The following is a 22,438-nucleotide window of genomic DNA, read 5'->3' as shown; positions in this document are numbered from 1 at the left end:
TTGCCGATACACTCGGTGATACAATTAATGATAACTTTCAGAAATTAAAACCTGCAGTTTGAATTCACTTGAGTATATACCTAGCTAACCATGCGGTAAGTGGAATGGTCAGTACAATACCGACGCTGCCCGCGAGTGCATGGATAATTGCCAATGCGATAACCGGGGTATTGATAAACTGAGTCAGAGGCATGTCTAAACCCCAAACCATCATAATCGTGGTGAGAGAGCTGCCTGCAAAAGCCAAGATTAACGTATTCGTCATGGTGCCCATGATATCTCTACCAATATTCATACTGGCCCGCATCAACTGAGTTGGTGAGAGTTTTGGGTCGGTAATCCTAAGCTCGTTGTAAGCAGAGGCAATGGAGATGGCTACGTCCATAACCGCACCTAATGCCGATATCATAATGGCGACGAACATTAACCAGCGCACCTGCAGTACTTGATTGGATATATAGATAACATCCTCACCTTTATCTAGGTATATACCCGACAGGTGGGCAAATTCCCCGAAGACTTGCGCCATGATGCCTGCTGCAATAACCCCCAACAAGGTGCCACCCATAGCGCAAAAACTCTTGCGGTTATAACCTGAAACTAAGATAAAATTAACCACGATTTTGATACCCATCAAAATAATGGTGATAGGCACCGGATTAAATCCTGCGAAGATGCTGGGTATAAGCACCCCTATAATAAGCGCCGCGGTAAAGTAAAGTGACACGATTGAGTGAAATCCCTCTTTCTTACCAAAGGAGAGTAGTAGCAGTACAAAGGAAAATCCCATCCAATAGATGGCCGTTGAGCGCTTGTGGTTGTAAGCCCAATAGACTTTCTCTCGTCCGGTAATACGGATCATCATGATAAAGACATCACCTTGCTCAACCAGCACGTTGTGTTGGCGGCTAAGAGGATTTTGAATTTCGACTATCTTACCGGTTTCTGGACCTTCTAATATTTCCGCATTAAAGACTTGTTTACCCGTTAATATCGAAGGCACCCTGAGATCGGGTGCCAGTTCGTTGCTCACAACATCGGTCACTCTGGCTTCAACAAAACTCTGTTGCAATGATGATTTTGCTTTAAAGTTTTCACTCAAGCTGGGGGAAAAATAAAATATCATAGTTGAGATGAAGGTGATTAGGATGGCAAAGCGGTAGTCTTTTAACATAGGCAGTCTTTCATTAAAAAGCCTCAATAAAGTGAGTATGGTTAATATCAATTCAATTACATTCAAATTTAGCAATAGGCTTTGTTAACAAGGGCGTTCTTTAAAGCTTATTGCTAAACGTTAATATATTTCTGCAACTTCTGAAACGAGTGTTATTTGGAGCTAGAGCGGATAAAGACCCGTTGCCGGGCCTTTATAAATCGCATTTTTAGATTATGGAGCTTCTACGCAACCTTCATATACTTTATCTTGATCTGCATTATCCTTGTTAGGATTAGCAAAGTAGCTAGAAGCATCGTTGAAGTTTACTGAATGAAGGATCCCTGGGTATTTAGGGTTTTCTGGATCAATCTTGACACAGATCTCCTTATTCACAAGCTGAGTCCAAAGTGCTTGACCAGCGCCTTTATCAGTACGAGCGAGTGTAATGGCACCATTGGCTTGGTACTGCTTAAACTCCCAGTTGTTGTTGATGTAATCTCCAGCATTAACCGCCTTATTGGTTAGAACGAATCCAGTTAGCATGTCACGAATGGCGTAAGTAGTTTCGTTGACAGAGTCGTAGAATTTATCTTCTCCAGTGTCAGACACCCAACCATATTTCTTCACTTGAGAACCGTAACGGTAACTGTTAAGTGCTAATTTATAAGTTGCATTAGAATCAAATGGCTCACCATTGATTTCAGAAATATCAATGCGGCTACCTTCATTGGTGACCTTATAATTCTCGTCCATGGTGAGTACATCACCAGTGAGATCGACCACGAAGTTAATCTTGCCATCGAACTGATCATAGTTATATGACTTCGCGCCCTTACGGAATGAGACCGTAATGTCACCATCCTTGTATGGGTTGAAATAGCTGTATGACCATTCCATATAGCGTTTTAGATTTTCACCAGTAATATTGACACCTATTAAGGTGTTATCGTACTTGTACAAACGGGTAGAATCTTTCTTAGCGTAATCTTGATCGTCAATAAGGTTTGAACCATCAGAGAATAGCGATGCTGCCGAAATATCAGCGCCTGATTGTTGTAACTGAATCGCGTTGATGAAATCCATTAGCGGGGTATCTTGTACTTTGGCTGTATGGATAGTGGTATAGAGTCTGCCTACCTCGTTATTGATATCTTCATGAACCGCTTCATCAGCGCCGCCACCAGGGGTAAACACACCGACGACTTTACCAATCACTTCCTGCGCGTCAGTTTTAGCCATATCATCGACATATTGATACTGCGCACTTATATCGGTATCTTGCTCAATATTATATGTAGAAATATTCGCGAGTGTGGTATCCACCATCTCCCACTTGCCAGCAGCGTTCTTTTTAAGTTTGATATCAGCTTTGGCTAACGCAGAGCCCCATTTACCGGGTTCGATAATCTTAACGCTGTTTGTGCGATTAGATTCATCATAAACACCCGCAAGGGTTTTATCTTCAGCGGAGTGTTTTCCTTCTGCAGAAATATCTTGAGTAACAATATCGGCCCCAACCTCACTTTTAGTGATACTTTCAATATAGGTTGCGTGCTCGTGGCCTGCGATAATAACATCAAATTGATCTGCCATTGCAGCGGCAATTTTGTAAACGCCAGTGCCGCCACCAGAAGTTCTGCCTAGGTGGAAAGCACCAACAATAACATCAGGGTGGTGCTTTGCTATCAATGTATCAACAGCCGCTTGGGTTGATGCTAATTCTTCATCAAACTTAAGACCTTTGAAGTGATCCGGAGCAGAAGCTTCCCAATTGGGTATATTTGAAGGTGTTAGACCTACAATAGCCACTTTAGCGCCGTCGACTTCAAATACTTGAAAAGAGCGGATGTAATTAGTGCTGCTCTCTTCCCACTTGATGTTGCTTGATACCACGGCACCGTTGAAGTGAGCAAGGTTACGATCAATAAACTCTCTTTCAAAGTTGAATTCGTGGTTGCCAGGAACCCATAAATCATAATCTAAGGCGTTAAGTGTTGAAACAACCGGATGGGTTGGATGATCATTGAATAGCTGTGCAGAGTTACCTTGAACGGTATCACCGATATCAATCAAGATCATGTTGCTGGTTTTGGCTTTTTCTTCTTTAAGTAGAGTGGCTATACGTGTTAGGCCTGCATCTTTGTCTTCACCATCGATAGCATAGTCATAACCAAAGAGACGCCCGTGTAAATCGGATGTCGCAGCGATGGTAATCGTCACTTCACTAACATCTTGAATTGCACTTTTTACGATGATATCGGGTGTATTTGATAACGTCTTACCTTCAGCAACCGTAGACGAAATAGCACTATCTATCGGTTTATCTACGTAAACAATCTCGTCATCACCATTACAAGCGGTTAGTCCAAGTGCAGCAGAAATCACTACCGCTAATACTTTCTTATTTAACATATACATTACTCTTAAATTTGTCATTTAACCCCAGAAGACAATCCCTTCTGCCCTTTGTCAGCCTATTGTAATTATCCGTTTGACGTATTGTTCGCCATAGCTGACTAGTGTTCGAGTATAAGAACGTCACGTTTAAATAACGTGATATAGTGCAAACACTCTAATTAATGGGAGTGGCTGGATCACAATTCTGCAATCCATTTTGGAATATCGGATAAAAACAAAGCAGTAAATATTTTGAATTAGGCATTGACTTAGTCAAACGCCAAATTGAAGAAAAATTGACCATGATTCATGAAAAATCAAGCACTAAAGCACATCCTACCTGCGACAATGCGAATAAATAAGCCTTCGTTGAAGCTGAAGATAACTTACGTGTCGCGGTTGAAATCGAACACAAGAGCACTATCGAGTCCTTAACCCAACCTATTGGCGTTGTTGTGGCAAGCATGTAATGGTTTTTAACCTTGGTACACGATGACCCAAGAGATCAAGTTCTCTCTAATGCTCAAATAACACGAGCGCAGTTCAAGGCCGGAGGACGTTATGTTGAAGGCGATACAAGCCAATAGGTACAAAAAGAGGAAGGTGATCTGTCTTACAAGAACGTGACTTAGCGACAATATCATTTGTCGTGGCATCAAATAATACTGTGCGTTTAGGGCGGATTTTCTGGTACCCGTTCTGACCACATAGTGCTTGAACTACCAGATACCAACCATGATGCATGATCACATGATATGACTAAGCAATCACAACCAAATGCGATTGGCGGATATGATGCTATGGTTGACCCATCAGCTAATTATAACGGGGGTTTTAACACTATCGACAATGCAACTATTACATTAGACATTCGTTTTGAAACTCAAGACAGCGATGTTGCCGACAAGTTTATTAGTAATAATCAACAAGGCTAAATGGCGAAGTGACCGAAAACGGCTGACGTTTTAGCCAGCTTTGCAATCTATAGGATTGATTTAACCACTGCCTCGGTAGCAAAACGGTCTGTTTAAACCTATAAAAAAGCGCGTTATCCGCCTTTTTATTTTTGTGGCCTCACAACCTAGCCCCAACAACTCTCGTTCAAACAACTATTGTTCAAACAATTTGGCCATTTTTTTAATATGCACTAATGACACTTGATGTTGGTTTCGTTGCGCACAAAGTTGTTGATGCTTATCGTCATTTGGATGTCCCACCAGCACTAGGCTAACCTTATACCCTAACGCTTTCGCAGCCGCCTCGTAAGCCATAAACTCCCACTTCGCGATATTGGTATTATCACAAATAACCATAGGCTCATTACGCGCTAGCGCCTGAATAAATGCCGTTAAATTAGCCTGATGATATTGCGCTAATTTTTGCGGAATAAAGCGATATTTCCCTTGCTGATAAAAATAGCTATCTGTTGAGAACAGGCCATACTGACGGATATGAATCGCCTGTTCAACGCCTTGAGAAACAATAAATTGTTCAACCCAATATGACTTACCACTGCCTGGTAGGCCCCGCATAATAATCACTAACTTGGTTTGGATGGCATCTCCAGCAATCGAATCAATCAACACGTCACTCACTGCCAATCACTTTACCCGCTAAAATATCTTCAACTAGCTGAGGTAAAATCTCACCCGCTTTACCGGTAAAGTGATATTGAAACTGGCTATGACGATCTGCTGGATCTAGATTAACTTCCGCGGTTTGAGCACCTTGATGGTTGGCACTGTCGACAAAGCCTGCCGCCGGATAAACCGTACCAGAGGTGCCAATAGCAATAAATAAATCACAGTGGTCTAACGCATCGTGAATTCTATCCATACCAAAAGGCATTTCCCCAAACCACACAATATGTGGCCGTAAACGTTTAGCAGGAATACAACAAGTGCAACAGTTATCCACACCAAAAGGCTCACGTAATACAAATGTTTGTAATGATTGTGGACAACGGCCTTTTGCTAATTCACCGTGCATATGCAGTAATCGTTTGGACCCAGCTCGCTCATGTAAATCATCAACATTTTGGGTGATCACCAACAGCTCACCCGTAAATTCTGCTTCAAGTTTTACTAATGCCAAATGTGCCGCATTAGGCGCAACCTCGCCACTGTTTAATTGCTGCCTACGGGTATTATAAAACCGCTCGACTAACTCTATATCTCTGGCATAGCCTTCTGGGGTGGCAACATCTTCAATATGATGCTGTTCCCACAAGCCATGTTGATCTCTAAATGTGCTCATACCCGACTCAGCTGAAATACCTGCGCCGGTCAGCACGACAATTTGCCGGTACATTGTTTGTCCTTTATTGTGATGGTGTAACATAGAATGTCATTAACGTTTAATAACCATATCAAAAATACGCTCTCACGTTACAAAATGTTGTCATTCGACGGTCTAAAAATTCACATAAAATTCATTTTGTTGATGCCATAATAATAGCGGATAGCAAAATAGACACAATAATCCCTTAGTATAAGTAAGCTTATTGAGAGATCCTTAACAAATAATATCAACTTAAGTGGGTGTTTTACTAAATAATCTCTATATAGGTTGATAAAGCACCTTAAGAGGTTTATGTTTTTAAACTCAAGACATATAATGATTAGATTATCCACCGATGAACCGATTGGTTCTGCAATCAAGAGATTAGCAATGACAGATGGAAATCAAGCGCTCAAAAAAGCCGGATTAAAAATAACTCTGCCGCGAGTTAAAATTCTAGAACTGATGCAAGAACCAGAAAATCAGCACATCAGTGCAGAAGACTTATATAAAAAGTTACTCGAAATAGGTGAGGAAATTGGCCTTGCTACTGTATACAGAGTATTAAACCAGTTCGATGATGCAGGCATTCTAAATCGTCATCATTTTGAAAGTGGTAAAGCGGTGTTTGAAATGTCAACTCAACAACACCATGACCATTTGGTATGTTTAACATGTGATAAAGTGATTGAGTTTTCTGACGACGTAATTGAACGTCGTCAAGACGAAATCGCCATGCGTCATAATATCAAGCTGACTCACCATAGCTTGTATCTTTATGGTCATTGCACCAATGATACATGTGATCACGCTGACGAATAGTCAATATATAGGCAGCAAAGAAACCAGCAAATTTGCTGGTTTTTTATTGGTTAACATTTATCATAAGCTTCCAAAATTAAGTTAAAGCAACAATGCTAGCCATAAACTAAAACTAAGCACTGATAACAAGGTCGATAATACCACCGTGCTACCTAAGGTTGATTCATGCTGCTTAAGTTCTGTAGCTATCAGATAAGCGTTCACGCCAAGCGGCGAAGCACTCAATAACACCAACATCGCAGTGTTCTGAACCGCTAGCTGAAACACAAAATGCGCCATCATATACACTAACGCTGGCAATAAAATAATTTTCAAGCTGCTTGCCATTAATGCTAAACGCCAATGCTCACCTATTCGATAGAAACTTAAATTAGCGCCTAAAACAAATAATGCACATGCTAATGCAGGTTTGGCTAATAATGCCAAGCCATCATTAAGCTGCTCCCCCAAGTTAAGATTTAAGGCATTCGCTAGAATGCCTAGCCCAATACTCATCACCACCGGATTCAGTGCCATGGAACGAGCGAATCGTCGCCATGAAAACCCTTGGCATTGTGCTCGTGCAGCTAAGATAAAAGTCAGCGCGAACAAGGTGGCGCTATGAAAAGTAATGATCATAAATACCTGCCCTATCATAGCTTCACCTAATGCTGCGGTAATAATCGGCAAGCCGACCAACACAGTATTGGAATAACTGGCGCCTAATGCAAATACCGCACTGGCGTCACGTCCTTGCAGTGCTACAGGGCTAAAGTGGCGATTAATGCGATAGCCTATGGCAAACACCAACAGTACGGGTAAATAAAAAGCCAACAACGCAAATGGATCAATACTTTGTGCTAACGGTGCTGCCAGCATATTGATGAATAAAAACGCCGGAATACTGACATAAAAAGTGAATTTGCTAATCCCCGCAATGTGTTCTCTATTAAAAAAACCCGCACGCGTTAACACATAACCTAGAGCCACCATAGAAATCAATGGAAAAACAATACTAACAATGGTCATAAATAACCTCAGCCCGGGATAATAAACGGTTATCAAACAGTTCTTTGTGCAGCTAACTTCCTTGTATTGAGTTGCAATAGACTCGCTATTGACGCAGCCATTAACAGGTAAATTCATCTTGTTAGCAAACAAATGGCAAGTTTGAGTTGGAATATGTGGAGGTATTCTGCCTTTTAGCCATTCATCCCATCTCTTAACCCGAATTAAGATTAAGCATACTTATAAATTTAACTAACAACCAGATAGAGTTAACAAGATAACCGATCATTCAAGGTTAAAAAAGCAACAAAAAAGGCGCCTAAGCGCCTTTTTTCAGGAAGATAAAATATTACCAGCCTGTTTTAGTTCGTAGTGCTTTACCGATGTCAGCTAAAGAGCGAACCGTCGTTACACCAGCAGCCTCTAAAGCCGCAAACTTATCAGCAGCAGTACCTTTACCGCCAGCGATTATTGCGCCAGCATGCCCCATACGCTTACCTTCTGGTGCAGTGACACCAGCAATGTAAGACACAACAGGCTTAGTGACGTGTGCTTTGATGTATTCAGCCGCTTCTTCTTCAGCCGTGCCACCGATTTCACCGATCATCACAATCGCTTCTGTCTGTGGATCGTTTTGGAACATTTCCAATACGTCGATGAAGTTAGTACCAGGAATAGGGTCTCCACCAATACCGACACAAGTAGATTGGCCGAAACCTTCATCAGTTGTCTGCTTAACCGCTTCGTACGTTAATGTACCAGAGCGAGAAACAATACCAACTTTACCAGGCTTGTGAATGTGACCAGGCATGATACCAATCTTACATTCACCCGGAGTGATAACACCTGGGCAGTTAGGACCGATCATGCGAACGCCAGTTTCTTCTAGCTTCACTTTCACTTGCAGCATATCAAGTGTAGGGATGCCTTCAGTGATACAAACGATTAGCTCAATACCAGCATCGATGGCTTCAAGGATAGCGTCTTTACAAAATGGTGCCGGCACATAGATAACCGTTGCAGTTGCACCTGTTTGAGCGACTGCATCTTTAACAGTGTTAAATACTGGAAGACCTAGGTGAGTTTGACCACCTTTCCCAGGAGAAACACCGCCAACCATTTGTGTGCCATAGTCAATTGCTTGCTCAGAGTGGAAAGTACCCTGACCACCAGTGAAACCTTGACAGATCACCTTGGTATCTTTGTTAATTAAAACAGACATTATTTGCCCTCCGCAGCTTTAACAACTTGCTCAGCCGCGTCAGTTAGACTTGTTGCCGCGATGATATCAAGACCAGACTTAGCTAATACTTCACGACCTAATTGGGCGTTAGTACCTTCAAGACGAACAACCACTGGCACTTTAACGCCAACTTCTTTGACCGCACCGATAATACCTTCAGCGATCATATCGCAACGCACGATACCACCGAAAATGTTAACTAATACCGCTTTAACATTGCTGTCAGAAAGAATGATCTTAAAGGCTTCAGCAACACGTTCTTTGGTTGCTCCACCGCCAACGTCTAAGAAGTTAGCTGGCTTGCCGCCATGTAAGTTTACGATGTCCATTGTACCCATCGCTAGGCCGGCACCGTTAACCATACAACCTACGTTACCGTCTAAAGCAACATAGTTTAATTCAAATTTAGCCGCGTGCGCTTCACGTGCATCATCTTGTGATGGATCGTGCATTGCTTTGACTTTTGGTTGACGGAATAATGCATTACCGTCGATACCAATCTTGCCATCTAAACAATGAAGGTTACCTTCAGAGGTGATCACCAGTGGATTGATTTCTAATAACGCGAAATCATAGTCGTTAAACATGTTTGCTAGACCCATGAAGATCTTAGTAAACTGCTTCATTTGCGTTGGGTTTAACCCTAACTTGAAACCAAGATCACGAGCTTGATAAGCTTGAGGACCGGTTAGCGGATCAATGATAGCTTTATGAATAAGTTCTGGCGTTTCTTCAGCCACTTTTTCAATTTCAACACCACCTTCAGTCGACGCCATAAACACAACGCGACGGCTGCTTCGGTCAACAACTGCACCTAAGTACAATTCATTGGCAATGTCAGTGCAGCTTTCAACGAGAATTTTAGCCACTGGCTGACCTTTAGCGTCAGTCTGGTAAGTAACTAAGTTCTTGCCTAACCAGTTTTCTGCGAATGCTCTGATTTCGTCTTTACTGCTGGTAACTTTAACGCCACCTGCTTTACCACGGCCGCCAGCGTGTACTTGACACTTAACAACCCATAAATTTCCGCCAATGTGGCCTGCTGCTTCTACTGCTTCTTGAGCAGTATCACAAGCAAAGCCTTCAGAGACTGGTAAACCATATTCGGCAAATAAAGATTTTGCCTGATACTCATGCAAATTCATGATGATCTATCCATATACTTCAAATCAAATCCAACTGGCTCAATATGAGCCAGCGACGAGGTTTTATCTACTGACTTATAGATCAAGTAGCAGACGAGTTGGATCTTCTAAGAAGTCTTTAATCGCGACTAAGAAGCCAACTGACTCACGGCCATCAACAATACGATGATCGTAAGAGAGTGCTAGGTACATCATAGGCAGGATTTCAACCTGACCATTGACTGCCATTGGGCGATCTTTAATGGCATGCATGCCCAAGATTGCGCTTTGTGGCAGGTTCAAAATAGGCGTCGACATTAATGAACCAAAAACGCCACCGTTAGTCACAGTGAAGTTACCGCCCGTCATGTCGGCAACAGACAACTTACCGTCACGGCCTTTAATCGCTAACTCACGTACCGCTTTCTCAATTTCAGCTAGGTTCATGGTATCGGTATCACGTAATACTGGTGTCACCAGACCACGAGGTGTCGATACTGCAATGCTGATATCAAAATAGTTGTGATACACAATGTCATCACCGTCCATAGACGCGTTAACTTCAGGGAAACGTTTTAATGCTTCAGTTACGGCTTTGATATAGAAAGACATAAAGCCTAAACGAATACCATGGCGCTTTTCGAAGATTTCTTGGTACTGTTTACGAATATCCATGATTGGCTTCATGTTAACTTCGTTAAACGTGGTTAACATTGCCGTTGAATTTTTCGCTTCTAAAAGACGTTTCGCGATGGTTTTGCGAAGACGTGACATAGGAACACGCTTCTCACTACGACCTTCTAGTGGTGCTACCGGTGCTACCGGGGCAACAGGCGCAGCTTTAGCCGGTGCTGACTTAAGGAATGCATCAACATCGTCCTTAGTCACACGTCCACCCACACCAGAACCTTTAATTTTACTGGCATCAAGATTATGCTCAGCAATAACACGACGAACCGATGGGCTTAATGCATCATTAGACTCATCAGCAGCAGTTGCGGTAGTTGCGGCGGCAACAGGCGCTGATGCTTCAGCTTTAGTCACTTCTTGACCTGACACCACACCAGCGACAAAGTTAGCAATCACTTGTTCACCTAAAACAGTGTCACCTTCTTGAAATAACAATTCAGAGATTGAACCATCTTCTGGCGCAACCACTTCTAACACAACTTTGTCAGTCTCGATATCGACTAAGTTTTGATCGCGAGTCACCTGCTCACCAGGTTTAACATGCCAAGTAGCAATAGTTGCATCAGCAACAGATTCTGGTAATACGGGTACCTTAATTTCGATACTCATGGAAAACTTCCCTTATATAAATTATCTATTACGACAGTTTTAATGCGCTATTTACTAATGATTCTTGCTGATGTATGTGCAACCCTGGATAACCACATGCTGGCGCAGCAGAAGCTTCACGACCGGCATAAGTTAATTGAGCGCCTGCAGGAATATTAGCCCAGAAATGATGCTGACTACAGTACCATGCACCTTGGTTTTGTGGCTCTTCCTGACACCAAACAAAATCAGTAACATGTTGGTATGTAGCTAATGCCGCACGTAATTCCACATCAGGAAACGGATACAACTGCTCAACACGAATGAGGGCAACATTGTTCACATTCTCTTTGCGACGTTTTTCAAGTAACTCGAAATAGACTTTGCCGCTGCAAAATACAACGCGGTCCACTTGGCTGGCGTCTAAGGTATCAATCTCACCAATGATATTTTGGAAAGTGCCTTGTGCAAGCTCTTCTAAGCTAGAGACAGCTAATGGATGACGCAGTAAAGATTTAGGCGACATAACCACTAACGGACGACGCATTGGGCGCACAACCTGACGACGCAACATGTGATAAACCTGAGCCGGTGTTGATGGCACACACACTTGCATGTTGTGGTTAGCACATAATTGCAAGAAACGCTCTAAACGGGCACTCGAGTGCTCTGGACCTTGACCTTCATATCCATGAGGTAACAGCAACGTCAGACCGCATAAACGGCCCCACTTTTGCTCTCCAGATGATAAGAATTGATCTATCACCACTTGGGCACAGTTGACGAAATCGCCAAACTGCGCTTCCCAGATGTTTAATCCACCCGGTTCAGTAGTCGCGTAGCCGTATTCAAATGCCACCACTGATGCTTCAGATAATACCGAGTCAATAATGTCGATTGGCGCTTGTTCATCAGCCACATTACGCAAAGGTAAATAGGTGGTGCCGTCTTTCTGGCTATGTAAAATAGCATGACGATGGAAGAATGTGCCGCGACCAGTGTCTTGACCGGTAATGCGCACACGCTTGTTATCTTCAAGAATCGAGGCATACGCTAAGGTTTCAGCAAACCCCCAATCGAGTAATTTATCACCTTTGGCCATCGCGGTACGATCGGCGTAAATTTTGGCAACACGAGATTGAAGGGTATGGTTTTCAGGAATATCGACTAACTTATTAGCTAAGTTTTGTAGACGTTCCATCGACATAGCAGCCGCGTAATCTTCATCCCATTCACGATTAAGATAAGGCGTCCAGTCAACTGTGTTCAACGTCATTGGACGCCATTCTTTCACTACACAATCACCAGCATCTAATGCATCACGGTAATGATTAATTAACCCCGTCACTTCATCGGCTGGAATACTGTTTTCAGCGATTAACTTATCTGCATAGATTTTACGTGGCGTTGGGTGCTTTTTGATTTTAGCGTACATGAGCGGCTGTGTAGCACTAGGCTCATCCGCTTCGTTATGGCCATGACGGCGATAACACACTAAATCAATAACCACATCACGTTTAAACTCATTACGATAATCCACTGCAAGTTGAGAAATAAACGCAACGGCTTCAGGATCATCAGAGTTGACGTGAAAAATTGGCGCCTGAACCATCTTAGCGATGTCAGTACAGTATTCGGTTGAACGTGTATCAGCGTGGTTAGATGTCGTAAAACCAACTTGGTTATTGATGACAATACGAATGCAGCCACCGACTCTGAAACCACGTGTTTGAGACATATTAAATGTCTCTTGAACAATCCCTTGCCCGGTAATTGCTGCATCACCATGAATGGTGATGGGCATCACCTGTAAACCGTCTTTACAGCCACGGCGATCTTGGCGCGCGCGCACAGAACCAATCACCACTGGGTTAACAATTTCTAAATGAGAGGGGTTAAAGGCTAAGGCTAAATGGACATTGCCGCCGGGTGTTTCAAAATCTGATGAAAAACCTTGGTGATATTTTACGTCACCGGAACCGTTAGTGTCGCCATGCTTACCTGCAAACTCGTCAAACAGTTCAGCAGGACGCTTACCTAACACATTAACGAGCACGTTTAGGCGACCACGGTGAGCCATACCGACAACGATTTCTTTGGTACCCGCTTCACCCGCACGGTAAATGATTTCACGCATCATCGGAACCAGTGCATCACCGCCTTCTAAAGAGAAACGCTTAGCGCCAGGGAATTTAGCCCCAAGGTATTTTTCGATACCTTCTGCCGCATTTAACCCTTCAAGAATACGTTTTTTAACATCGTTATCGTACAGGGCTTTACCTAATGTGGGTTCAAGACGTTGCTGGATCCAACGCTTTTCATCAGTATCAGTGATATGCATGTATTCAGCACCAATCGAGCCACAATAAGTGCTCTTTAATGCATGAATAATATCAGCAAGCTTCATGGTCTCACCGCCCAAGGCGAATGACCCGGTATTAAACTGACGCTGCATGTCTTCAACGGTTAAGCCGTGGTAAGCAGGATCTAACTCTTGTACTTGCTCGCGTTTCCACAATCCTAATGGATCTAAATTGGCATTTTGATGGCCACGGAAACGATGGGCATTGATCAGTTGCAGCACTTTGACTTGCTTCGCATCTAACTCAGGATCGCTGACGCTGGTAGCGTTTTTTAAACGACCTTGTAGAGCTAAACTACGAAAATAGTCACGAACTTTAGAATGGGCTATTTCGGGTACTTCTATTGAGGCACCGTTAACCGGAGGGAGATTATCAAAAACAAGCTGCCAATCAGCAGACACTGATTGCGGATCTTCTTGATAGGTTTCATACATCTCTTCTACGTAGGTCGAGTTCGAACCACTTAAATATGACGACTCGAGCCAGGCTTTCATGATGCCTTGGTGCATTGTTATTCCTTTCAAACTTGATACACGTACTAGCCATAAACATAACAGTGAGTAACTTAAGTTACATCACACGTAGACTGAAATTATCTTAGCAAGATAACGACAGGAGGTATTGCATAAATACACAAAAGAGCCATCCTCAATTTTGAAGATGGCTCTTAACAGAGCTAATAAGTCAGACTATTTTGCTCTTCTTCATGCATTAAACAGCTCGCTTAAGTAACATTGACTTGATATGACCAATCGCTTTAGTTGGGTTTAATCCTTTAGGACAAACATCAACACAGTTCATAATGCCATGGCAACGGAACACACTGTAAGCATCATCTAGTTCAGATAAACGCTCCTCAGTGGCAGTGTCGCGGCTGTCAATCAAGAAACGATAGGCATGCAATAAACCGGCTGGGCCGATAAATTTATCCGGGTTCCACCAGAAAGATGGACACGAGGTTGAACAACATGCACACAAAATACATTCATATAAACCATCTAAATGAGCACGCTCTTCAGGTGATTGTAAATGTTCACGAGCCGGCGCCTTTTCATCATTGATCAGATAAGGCTTAATTTTTTCGTATTGCTTGTAGAACTGAGTCAGGTCAACGACCAAATCTCGCACTACTGGCATGCCTGGTAAAGGACGGATTTCAATTTTCTTCCCTTTAAAGGTCGATAATGGCGTGATACACGCTAATCCATTTTTACCATTCATGTTAACACCGTCAGAACCACACACACCTTCACGGCATGAACGACGGAACGCAAGCGTTGAGTCTTGTTCTTTCAGTTTAATTAACGCATCTAACACCATCATATCAGTGCCCTCAGGCACGTCTAAGGTGTAATCCTTCATGTAAGGCTTGTTATCTACATCAGGATTATAACGATACAATGCAAATGTTAATTTCATCTTTGCAACTCCTGCCTAATAGGTACGTTTTACCGGTGGAAACGCTTCACGTAATTGAGGTGTCATGTTGACATCACGTTTACTCATAGCTTGAGTCATTGGGTCATACAAGCTATGACATAACCAGTTGTCATCATCACGATCTAAATAATCTTCACGAGAATGCGCACCACGACTTTCAGTACGGAAGTTAGCCGCATAAGCAGTTGACAGCGCTGTTGCCATTAAGTTATCTAATTCTAAGCACTCAATACGTTGAGTATTAAATTCTGTTGAATTGTCAGATAACTTGGCATTTTCAAGACGCTTTTGAATTGCTTGCAGCTGTTCTAAACCTTCAGCCATGGCTTCACCACTGCGGAAAACAGAGAAATTTAACTGCATACACAATTGAAGATCTTTACGTATAACCGCAGGGTCTTCACCGTCTTTGTTGCTTTCCCAACGATTAAGACGAGCAAGTGATGCATCAATTTCTACGTCTGTCGCCGCTTTTGGATCAGGAGTGTCGTCTAATGCTTTGCCTAAATGTTGTCCTGCCGCACGACCGAAGACCACTAAATCAAGCAGTGAGTTACCCCCTAAGCGGTTTGCACCGTGAACAGATACACAGGCAATCTCACCTACGGCAAATAAACCTAATACATCTTGCTCTGTGCCATCGTCATTCTGACGAATAACTTGACCACTCACTTTAGTCGGTAAACCGCCCATCATGTAATGACACGTTGGTAACACAGGAATAGGACCATCAGCAGGATCGATATGAGCAAAGGTACGTGATAATTCACACACTCCAGGAAGACGCGCTTCAAGGGTTTCTTTGCCTAAATGATCAAGCTTAAGTAACAAATGCGGGCCTAAAGGACCGTCTAAACCACGACCTTCACGAATTTCAGTCATCATTGAACGTGCAACCACGTCGCGTGAGGCTAAATCTTTCGCGTTTGGCGCATAACGTTCCATGAAACGTTCGCCATCTTTATTTAATAAGTATCCGCCTTCACCGCGACAACCTTCAGTCACCAAAACACCCGCGCCAGCGATACCCGTTGGGTGGAACTGCCACATTTCCATGTCTTGTAATTGAACGCCAGCACGCGCAGCCATACCCACACCGTCACCAGTATTAATATGAGCATTAGTGGTTGAGGCATAAATACGCCCTGCACCACCGGTTGCTAAAATTGTTGCTTTAGCTTTGAAATAAACAATGTTGCCGGTTTCAATTTCAATCGCGGTACAACCGACCACAACACCATCATTATTTTTAACCAAATCTAAGGCATACCACTCAGAATAAACGTCAGTTTTATGCTTAACATTTTGTTGGTATAAACAATGAAGCAGTGCATGACCCGTTCGGTCAGCGGCTGCTGCAGTCCGAGCGGCTTGCTCGCCACCAAAGTTTCTTGATTGGCCACCAAAAGGACGCTGATAGATTGTGCCGTCTTCGAAACGAGAGAAGGGTAAACCCATTTGCTCAAGTTCGATAATCGCTTCAGGACCCGTTTGACACATAAACTCAATGGCTTCTTGGTCGCCGATAAAATCAGAACCCTTAACCGTATCGTACATGTGCTGTTCCCAATGGTCCTCATGAGCATTACCTAATGCTACTGTGATTCCACCTTGAGCAGAAACGGTATGTGAACGAGTTGGGAATACTTTAGATAACAGCGCACAGCTCTTACCTTCTTTAGAAATCTGTAATGCTGCTCGCATACCTGCGCCACCGGCGCCGATTACGATCACATCAAATTCGCGAACTGGAATACTCACTTAAACACCCCACACTATTACAATGCCTGACGCTAAATAACTCAATGCGATCATAACAAAGGTAAACTGTAATACACCACGTAACGCAGTCTGTTTGACGTAATCCGTCAACACTTGCCATACACCAATCCATGCATGGATAAGTAAAGCAATCAGCGTTATAAGGGTAAAGACTTTCATTGGAAGTGAACTAAATAAACCACTCCAAATTTCGAAAGTTAACGGGGCACTACACGCGATAAAACCAACTAAAAAAATAGTATAACAAGCGAGGATCACTGCACTTGCGCGTAATAGAATATAGTCATGAACACCACTGCGTCCAAAACTTGCTGCATTTGTTACCATACCCAAATCCCCGCTATGATAGAAAAGACTACGGCTAACCCAAAAGTAGCCTTAGCTGATGCGACACCCGAAGTTAATTCTTCCCAGCGGCCGGTATCCATGACCAAGTGACGAATGCCACCTAATAAGTGATAACTCAACGCGGTTAGAATGCCCCAAATGATGAACTTCATCACGAAACTATCGAACAAGGATTGTACGCTAGCGAAACCATCTGCTGATGTTAAAGTCGAATTTAACAACCAAAGAAGGATACCAATAGCAAATAGCATGATGACACCGGAAATACGGTGTAGGATTGACGCGATCGCAGTTGCAGGAAAGCGAATCGTCTGCAGGTCTAGATGGACAGGTCTTTGCTTTTTCACGTTCTGCTCACTCCGCTCCATTGAGCATTATTTTTGTTATGTCTCTATTTTTTGCTTAACCATTAATGTTCGCAAAAGATGGAACATTTTTTAAACAAAAAACAGACTACTCTCAAACATCTAATCAATTGAGAAACCACTATTAAGTTAGTAAATTAATCATTCCTAAACTGTGATGTCCGTCGCCCTTAGGGACGCAGGCAAGTATACTCGTGGGGATTGTCAAATACAAACATCACATTATGCAAAATAAGTTTTTTTAATGTTTTTTTAATCTAATCCAAGCACAGAGCGGTTTTCAGCGCATATATACTATGGTCTAACAAATTTAAACGCTTATTTAAATTGATCTGTGATCCCGATCCGCTGTAGAGTAATGACCGCTTAACATGCCGCACTCATATAGAAAAATGAAGTAAGGAGAACGGGGTATGGCTGATAATATAGCCAAATTAGAGTTACCAGGAAACGATTCAATCGACCTACCTATCAAGAAAGGTACTGAAGGTTTTGACGTTATCGACATCAGTACACTTGGGACAAAGGGGTATTTCACCTTCGATCCAGGCTTTTTAGCGACTGCGTCTTGTGAGTCAGCAATTACATACATCGATGGTGAGCAAGGTATCTTGTTACACCGTGGGTATCCAATTGAGCAGCTTGCTACAGAATCGAACTACTTAGATTTATGCTACTTGCTTTTATATGGTGAATTACCGTCTAAAGCTGATTATGAACAATTTGTCTCCACTGTGAAAAATCACACCATGGTGCATGAGCAAATTGCATTCTTTTTCAGAGGCTTCCGCCGTGACGCACACCCAATGGCAATGCTTTGTGGTGTAACTGGTGCATTATCTGCTTTTTATCAAGATTCTCTTGATGTGAACAATCCAAAGCATCGTGAAATTGCTGCTTACCGCTTAGTGTCGAAAATGCCGACAATTGCAGCAATGTGCTACAAGTACTCAATGGGGCAACCTTTTGTTTATCCACGAAACGATTTAAGTTATGCAGGTAACTTCCTGTCGATGATGTTTGCTACGCCTTGTGAAGCATACAAAGTCAACCCTGTGGTTGAACAAGCAATGGACCGTATTTTTGTACTGCATGCTGATCATGAGCAAAATGCATCTACATCGACCGTTCGTTTAGCCGGTTCTTCAGGTGCTAACCCATTTGCATGTATTGCGGCGGGTATTGCTTCGTTGTGGGGCCCCGCTCATGGTGGTGCTAACGAAGCTTGTTTAGACATGTTAGAAGAAATCGGTTCTGTTGATCGCATTCCTGAATTTATCGAGAGAGCAAAAGACAAGAACGATCCATTCCGTCTAATGGGCTTTGGTCATCGTGTTTATAAGAACTTTGACCCACGTGCTAAAGTGATGCGAGATACCTGTCATGACGTCCTTAAAGAACTGAAAGTGGTTGACCCATTATTAGACGTAGCCATGGAACTTGAGCGTATTGCCCTTGAAGATGAATACTTCATCTCTAAGAAGCTATACCCGAACGTCGATTTCTACTCTGGTATCATCATGAAAGCCATTGGTATTCCTAATAGTATGTTTACAGTGCTGTTCGCATTGTCACGTACTGTTGGTTGGATTTCACATTGGAAAGAAATGTTAGATCAACCAGGACACAAAATCAGCCGTCCACGTCAGTTATACACTGGTGAGTCTGCGCGAGAATTTGTGAGTGTTGATAAGCGTTAATTAGCTGACTTTAGTTGTCAGATCAAAAAGGCGCCTCGGCGCCTTTTTTATTGGTTTTTTTTCAGTACCCACTGGGCGCTAACCACCGGTACCTATGTTTATGCCTTCTTGAGTCATATACTCTGCAAGTAGCCTGTCTTGCACTTTTTTACTCAGCTTAACCCAATATGAGTTCCAAGCTAATCGACTGCAGCGCTATGCTGACCCAGTTTTATTTGGCGTTAATATCTGTAGCACTAGTTTAAAGCCCTCTATAATAAAAACCAAACCCACTTTGGTCCATGATATAAACTCTGAAATATCACTAAAAATACCAATAAAAACAATAATAACAATAAGTTAATACCGTTAAAAAATAATTTAATTGCAGAATAAGTTTGTTGTCAGAGCGAGTGTAATGGCACTATTTCAAAGAACATATTGGCCCTTCCTTTCCAGATCATATAATTAGGCTAAAATATAACCAATACTCAAATTAAGGAGCTAGAATGATCTCACTCTACGTGCGCTTAATCATTTGTTGCGGTTTGTTTACTATTTCAACCTTCTGTCATGGTCAAAATGAGACGGACTCATCTCCCGATGCCAGCAATCAAAACGTGCCGATTCTAAGGTTTGAAGGCGCTATGGGTCCTGCTGTGAGTGAATATTTGGTCAAAGAAATCACTGCTGCTAATCAACTGCCTGAACGTCAGCGCCCTCCCCTGATAATGATAATTTTGGACACCCCTGGCGGTTTGGTTTCAAGTCTTAGGGATATCAATCAGGCAATATTGGCTTCAACCATTCCCATCGCTTGCCTCGTTGCGCCAACGGGTGCCAGAGCCATGAGTGCAGGCACCTATTTACTCTATGCCTGCCATATTGCGGCTATGGCGCCGGCTACCACCTTAGGGGCAGCAACCCCAGTGCAAATGGGCATGCCTCAGGCCCCTGCTAAACCAGATGATAACTCAGAAGCTCAGCCAAATGATGGCAGCGCGATGGAGCGAAAAATACTAAACGATGCCATCGCCTATATACGCTCATTAGCTCAGTTAAGGGGGCGAAATCAAGCCTGGGCTGAACTGGCGGTCAAGGACGCTGCCACCCTAACCTCAGAAGAGGCACTAGACAGTCAGGTGATAGACCTTATAGCCAAAGATGCGCCAAGTCTGCTGGCAAAACTCAATGGCTGGCCTTTAAAGCAAGAAGGGCAGACCTTAACACTGAACCTAGACCAAGCCACTCTGGTTGAACATCAAAGAGATTGGCGTAACAAGTTTATTGCCACTATTACTAACCCTAACATTGCCTATATTTTGATGTTAATAGGTATTTATGGCCTGATACTGGAATTTTTTAACCCAGGCATAGGCATCGCGGGAGTGGCGGGCGGGATTGCCTTGCTGGTTGCTCTGTACGCATTTCAGCTCCTGCCTATCAACTATGCAGGACTGGGGCTGATGATTTTGGGGATAGTATTATTAATTGCTGAGTCCATGGTGCCAAGCTTTGGGGTCTTCGGCCTAGGCGGCGCTTTGGCGTTCGCTCTTGGCTCCATATTCTTACTGGATACGGAGAGTGAATTCACTATTTCCTTACCTCTTATCGCTGCGGTCACTGTCACTATTACGCTATTTAGCCTCTGGGTGCTGTCGACACTGTGGAAGAGTCGACATCAAAAACCGGTAAGCGGCGATGACGCCATTTTAGGAGCACAAGCTCACGTTATTGCGGGTTTCGAACGTACAGGATTTGTCCTACTAGAAGGGGAAACTTGGGCGGCAATCTGCGATACCCCCACAAAGGACTCACAGAAAGTACAGGTAATAGCAAGAGATGATCTCACCCTAACAATCAAAGCCCTAAGCGACACAGAGCCTAGCATTGAACCTAAAACAGAGGAAAACACAGATGGAAAATCTAGCCTATAATAGCAACCTTTTTTTCGTTGCCTTGATGTTTCTCATCTTGGTGGTGTTATTTAGTACTTTCAAAATTTTGCTAGAATATCAGCGTGGCGTGATTTTCATGCTAGGACGCTTTTATAAGGTCAAAGGCCCAGGACTTATCATAGTTATACCCTTTATCCAACAGATGGTACGGGTCGATTTACGCACCGTGGTGATGGATGTTCCCACTCAGGATGTGATCAGTCGCGACAACGTCTCGGTTAAGGTCAATGCGGTGATCTATTTCCGGGTTATTGATGCCCAAAAAGCCATCATTAATGTGGAAGATTTCCTGCAAGCCACCTCACAACTGGCTCAGACGACGCTGCGTTCAGTCCTTGGACAACATGAACTCGATGAAATGCTCGCCAACCGAGACATGCTCAACACCGACATTCAGAGTATTTTAGATACTCGCACCGATGGCTGGGGTATAAAAGTCTCCAATGTTGAAATCAAGCACGTAGATCTCAATGAAACTATGGTGCGAGCCATCGCGCGCCAGGCCGAAGCTGAGCGCACCAGACGTGCCAAGGTCATTCATGCATCTGGCGAGATGGAGGCGTCTGCCAAATTGGTCGAAGCCGCTAAGACTTTAGCGATTGAACCTAATGCGATCTTACTGCGTTACCTACAAACTCTGACAGACATTGCCGGAGAAAAGAATTCGACCATACTATTTCCTTTGCCTATGGAACTATTAAAAGGGGTGATGGGTGACGGTAAAACAGAAAAAGCCATCAAGCCAAAGCAGCCAAAGCAGCCAAAGCAGAAAGAATAACTTTTCTCTACCTAGCTAGGACTAAACAATGGCCTAAATAAACAACTCGACACCAATACCAGCGCACCCTGCTTGTGAAACGATTAAAAGGTGTGCTCGGGGACGGTAAGACAGAATAGTCTGTCTTACCTAGCTAGCACTAAACAAATGGCTAAACAAAGGGCTCACCACCAATACAAGTGCATATCCCTATCGATATTACTAAAAACTCAGCAATTCCTCTGTAATGCTTGAATGGCTGCATTGATATCAAATGTAGACGTCGTCATAAGTCATTTCTTATTGTTTATTTTAAAGAAGTGTCACAAAAAGTTGAACACAACCCATAAGGACTCTCGGTATTAGCCTCTGATGTTCAATTTAGCCAATCACACTACTTTATACAGATTTTGACTACAAATGATGGTTAAAAAGTCCACCTCTGACTCAGTGGTTAAG

18 protein-coding genes are annotated in these 22,438 nt (G+C 43.1%); 5 read left to right on the top strand and 13 right to left on the bottom strand.

The window, feature by feature from the left end:
* Positions 1-64: 64 nt before the first annotated feature.
* Together AAEZ02_RS07495 and AAEZ02_RS07490 are read right to left on the bottom strand one after the other, a co-directional pair.
* Positions 65-1,174, bottom strand: a complete 1,110-nt coding sequence (locus AAEZ02_RS07495; protein ID WP_351122492.1) for a YibE/F family protein — start codon at positions 1,172-1,174, stop codon at positions 65-67.
* A 213-nt stretch (positions 1,175-1,387) separates the two neighbouring features.
* Positions 1,388-3,568 (bottom strand): bifunctional metallophosphatase/5'-nucleotidase, encoded by a 2,181-nt coding sequence (locus AAEZ02_RS07490; protein ID WP_351122489.1) that lies wholly within the window; start codon positions 3,566-3,568, stop codon positions 1,388-1,390.
* Between the two features lie 740 nt (positions 3,569-4,308).
* On the opposite strand from AAEZ02_RS07490, the gene AAEZ02_RS07485 reads away from it, so the two are divergent.
* Positions 4,309-4,488, top strand: coding sequence for a hypothetical protein (locus AAEZ02_RS07485; RefSeq protein WP_351122486.1), 180 nt, complete (start codon positions 4,309-4,311; stop codon positions 4,486-4,488).
* 174 nt (positions 4,489-4,662) lie between these two features.
* On the opposite strand, the gene AAEZ02_RS07480 is transcribed toward AAEZ02_RS07485, so the two are convergent.
* Both AAEZ02_RS07480 and cobB read right to left on the bottom strand, forming a co-directional pair.
* A complete protein-coding gene (locus tag AAEZ02_RS07480) occupies positions 4,663-5,109 on the bottom strand; it encodes an AAA family ATPase (RefSeq protein WP_101034646.1) in 447 nt (148 codons plus the stop codon).
* 31 nt (positions 5,110-5,140) lie between these two features.
* Positions 5,141-5,863, bottom strand: coding sequence for a Sir2 family NAD+-dependent deacetylase (gene cobB / locus AAEZ02_RS07475; protein WP_101030833.1), 723 nt, complete (start codon positions 5,861-5,863; stop codon positions 5,141-5,143).
* A gap of 360 nt (positions 5,864-6,223) precedes the next feature.
* Here cobB and fur point away from each other — a divergent pair, with 360 nt between their 5' ends.
* Complete coding sequence (gene fur, locus AAEZ02_RS07470) at positions 6,224-6,655, top strand: ferric iron uptake transcriptional regulator (RefSeq protein ID WP_101034645.1); 432 nt, start codon at positions 6,224-6,226, stop codon at positions 6,653-6,655.
* An 81-nt stretch (positions 6,656-6,736) separates the two neighbouring features.
* On the opposite strand, the gene AAEZ02_RS07465 is transcribed toward fur, so the two are convergent.
* The 9 genes from AAEZ02_RS07465 to sdhC form a co-directional block, all read right to left on the bottom strand.
* The gene (locus AAEZ02_RS07465) at positions 6,737-7,663 is read right to left on the bottom strand and encodes an AEC family transporter (protein ID WP_351122482.1); all 927 of its coding nucleotides are present in this window, start codon (positions 7,661-7,663) and stop codon (positions 6,737-6,739) included.
* 328 nt (positions 7,664-7,991) lie between these two features.
* Positions 7,992-8,864, bottom strand: coding sequence for a succinate--CoA ligase subunit alpha (sucD, locus tag AAEZ02_RS07460; RefSeq protein ID WP_101030829.1), 873 nt, complete (start codon positions 8,862-8,864; stop codon positions 7,992-7,994).
* Positions 8,864-10,030, bottom strand: a complete 1,167-nt coding sequence (gene sucC / locus AAEZ02_RS07455; protein ID WP_101030827.1) for an ADP-forming succinate--CoA ligase subunit beta — start codon at positions 10,028-10,030, stop codon at positions 8,864-8,866. Before sucC ends, sucD begins: the two co-directional genes overlap by 1 nt.
* Positions 10,031-10,105: 75 nt before the next feature.
* A complete protein-coding gene (gene odhB / locus AAEZ02_RS07450) occupies positions 10,106-11,308 on the bottom strand; it encodes a 2-oxoglutarate dehydrogenase complex dihydrolipoyllysine-residue succinyltransferase (RefSeq protein WP_351122479.1) in 1,203 nt (400 codons plus the stop codon).
* 28 nt (positions 11,309-11,336) lie between these two features.
* Complete coding sequence (gene sucA, locus AAEZ02_RS07445) at positions 11,337-14,159, bottom strand: 2-oxoglutarate dehydrogenase E1 component (RefSeq protein WP_335686238.1); 2,823 nt, start codon at positions 14,157-14,159, stop codon at positions 11,337-11,339.
* A 202-nt stretch (positions 14,160-14,361) separates the two neighbouring features.
* Complete coding sequence (locus AAEZ02_RS07440) at positions 14,362-15,069, bottom strand: succinate dehydrogenase iron-sulfur subunit (protein ID WP_101030821.1); 708 nt, start codon at positions 15,067-15,069, stop codon at positions 14,362-14,364.
* A 15-nt stretch (positions 15,070-15,084) separates the two neighbouring features.
* Positions 15,085-16,851, bottom strand: a complete 1,767-nt coding sequence (sdhA, locus tag AAEZ02_RS07435) for a succinate dehydrogenase flavoprotein subunit (protein WP_101030819.1) — start codon at positions 16,849-16,851, stop codon at positions 15,085-15,087.
* Entirely contained in the window at positions 16,852-17,199 is a 348-nt protein-coding gene (sdhD, locus tag AAEZ02_RS07430) for a succinate dehydrogenase, hydrophobic membrane anchor protein (RefSeq protein ID WP_101030817.1), read from the bottom strand.
* Complete coding sequence (gene sdhC / locus AAEZ02_RS07425) at positions 17,193-17,588, bottom strand: succinate dehydrogenase cytochrome b556 subunit (RefSeq protein WP_101030815.1); 396 nt, start codon at positions 17,586-17,588, stop codon at positions 17,193-17,195. Before sdhC ends, sdhD begins: the two co-directional genes overlap by 7 nt.
* A 410-nt stretch (positions 17,589-17,998) precedes the next feature.
* On the opposite strand from sdhC, the gene AAEZ02_RS07420 reads away from it, so the two are divergent.
* From AAEZ02_RS07420 to AAEZ02_RS07410, 3 genes are all read left to right on the top strand, one after another.
* Positions 17,999-19,285, top strand: a complete 1,287-nt coding sequence (locus AAEZ02_RS07420; RefSeq protein WP_101030813.1) for a citrate synthase — start codon at positions 17,999-18,001, stop codon at positions 19,283-19,285.
* 488 nt (positions 19,286-19,773) lie between these two features.
* Positions 19,774-21,201, top strand: coding sequence for an NfeD family protein (locus tag AAEZ02_RS07415; RefSeq protein ID WP_351122475.1), 1,428 nt, complete (start codon positions 19,774-19,776; stop codon positions 21,199-21,201).
* On the top strand, positions 21,182-22,000 hold the full coding sequence (locus AAEZ02_RS07410; protein ID WP_335686240.1) for a slipin family protein: 819 nt from the start codon (positions 21,182-21,184) through the stop codon (positions 21,998-22,000). The genes AAEZ02_RS07415 and AAEZ02_RS07410 overlap by 20 nt, the downstream gene beginning before the upstream one ends.
* The last annotated feature ends 438 nt before the right edge of the window (positions 22,001-22,438 follow it).

Source organism: Shewanella sp. T24-MNA-CIBAN-0130 (assembly GCF_040310185.1).
Classification (GTDB): Bacteria; Pseudomonadota; Gammaproteobacteria; order Enterobacterales; family Shewanellaceae; genus Shewanella; species Shewanella psychromarinicola.
Note: the sequence above shows the minus strand (reverse complement) of the source record. Positions and strands in the feature narration are given on the sequence as shown.